2 protein-coding genes are annotated in these 2,273 nt (G+C 67.6%); both read right to left on the bottom strand.

The window, feature by feature from the left end; genetic code table 11:
- A partial coding sequence (locus AC07X4_RS23885) for a FecR family protein (protein WP_494741535.1) occupies positions 1-744 on the bottom strand: 744 nt, incomplete at its 3' end.
- Between the two features lie 47 nt (positions 745-791).
- The gene (locus tag AC07X4_RS23890; protein WP_494741536.1) at positions 792-2,054 is read right to left on the bottom strand and encodes a porin family protein; all 1,263 of its coding nucleotides are present in this window, start codon (positions 2,052-2,054) and stop codon (positions 792-794) included.
- Between the last annotated feature and the right edge of the window lie 219 nt (positions 2,055-2,273).

Below are 2,273 nucleotides of genomic sequence, written 5' to 3' on the forward strand. Positions count from 1 at the left end.
GGGCACGGGCACGGGCGCTGGGGGCGGCGCGGTCTCTGGCGGCGGTGGAACGGGCACAGGGACCGGCGCCGGAACGATGTAGACAAAGGCGCGGCGCCCCTGCACGTCCACTTGGTCCCCCGCCACCAAAGGTGTCTGAACCTGGGGCACCGGCAGCAACGCACGGGTGTGGGTGTAGACCGGCAGATCCTGGTCGGAGACCACCAGTACCGCCTCGCCCGCCGTCACGCCCACACAGCCCGCCTGGGTGCATACCTCGATCTCGTCCTGCTCACCCGACACGAACACCTGGCCGTTGGCATCGATGGCCAGCAAGAAGGCCGACCCCCGGATGCCCACCACCGCCGTCGGTGTGACCACCTTGTAGTTGGCGGGATTGCGTTTGCCGATGAGCCCCGTGAGGGCGCGCATCCCCCCCCGCAGCAGGTTCACCACAAAGTGGTCTTCGCCCGCTCCTGCACCGTCGGCATATCGGGTGACGGTGAATTGCGAGTCTGGGTACAAGGCCACCAGCCCCCCGTCGGAGAACCGTATCTGTGCCCTTCCTTCGGTGCCGGTGAGCACCACATCTCCACCATCGAGTTCGGCACCTTTGGACAGGCGGGACAAGGTCTCGCCCCGCCGCAGCTGCACGTCTCCAGCCGCGAACTGCACCAGCCCCGCAGCGGCCAGCCCGGTCAGGGGCCAGGCTGCCACCATGCCCATCAGCAGCGCCAGCCGCGCGTATTTTTGGTCTGACGTCATAGACAACTCCCAGGTGCGTCGGCACAGGACCAGCGACGTAACAGCATTCAGAACTCCCGGCGCACGGTGATGGAGAACACCCGGCGCTCATAGTCGGTGATGGGCAGTGTGGATGCGTTGCGCGTGAACGACCATTGCGGCGTGACCCGCCACCCCGGCGATGGGGTCCAGTTCAACCCCAGGGCCACCTGGGCCTGCCGGTCGGTACGGGTGACCGCAAAAAACGGGTCTTGCCCGCCGTAGCGCCGGTGCTCCCAGTCCGCACTGGCAAACACCGACCACTGAGGCGCCAAGGGCCACTGCCCCCCCGCCCGCAGGCCCCACAGCCGATGGCCCAGCGCGCCAGCACCACTGGCCTGCGCGCGCTCCTGACCACCGTACACGCCCCCATAGGCCGATGAGCCATTGCGAAACAGATGGGAGTATGAGGTGCCCACCACGCTGCGGCGCACATTGCGCAGCGCCTGGTCGGGGTAACGCACGTCGAGCACCTGCACAAAGCTGCCCCACTGGCGAAAACCGTCTATTCGGTAAATCCATTCACCCAGCACCCCGCCCATGGTGCGCAACCGCGTGCCGTCCAGCGCGTAGTAAGACCCTTGGCCAGACGCAATCAGCTCATGGCGCTCGGCCCGCCATGCCAAGCCCAGGGTGCCATCCAGTGCTGTGTGGTCGAACCGGTCAGCGGTGCCCCCGTAGTGCCGGGCCGCCCCCACGGCCGTGCCCACCACCGACCAGCGCGAATTGAGCACCGCCCGCCCCCGCAGCCCCGCTTGCGCCACCACATAGTTGCCCGAGGTCGCCAGGGCCTCGGGCAGCAGCGCCCACGCCGGGGTGCCAGGCACTGGAGACTGAAGTTCGCCCACCACGGGCGCTGCGTTGGCATTGGAGTCATGGCCGACGCCCAACTCCACGTAGCCCTTGAGCGAGGAGCGCCCTCCGGCATCCAGGCGATCGTAGGAATACAGAAACTGATCCAGCGTGTGCCCGGCATCCACCGGAATGAGTGCGGCCTGCACCGGCGCGGGCAAGGCCATCACGCCCCGGCGGTCGCCCACAGCCTGCAAGGATTGCCCGAGCGCCACTTGGGCCTCCGTGCTGCCAGGTTGAGCAGCTAGCCAGCGCTCTCGCGCCATGATGGCGCGCGTGTATTGCCCGGCGGCATGCGCAGCATCGCCCATGGCGGCATCAAACACCGGGTCGCCAGCGCGCTGGCCCTCCTGCGCATCCAGCAAGCGGAACGCCTGAAGTGCCTGGCCCTGCTGAACCAGCGCCAGCGCTTGCTGTACAAGGTCATCAGCCCGCGCCACACATGACAGACTGCCTCCCCAGGCCAGAACCGCGCACCATGGCAACACGCGCCGTGACCAAATTCGCAGGTACATGAACGCCCCCTCTCGAAACCCGCTGCCGGGTGGGGACAATTTACACCTGTTTACCCTTTTTGGGGGGACTCTGCGGAGTGGTTTTCGCCCATGCGCCACGCCGTCCGTGCACCGGCCCCCACGGCGCAGCCCACCACCCAGAAC

This window comes from Acidovorax sp. GW460-11-11-14-LB4 (assembly GCF_059423685.1).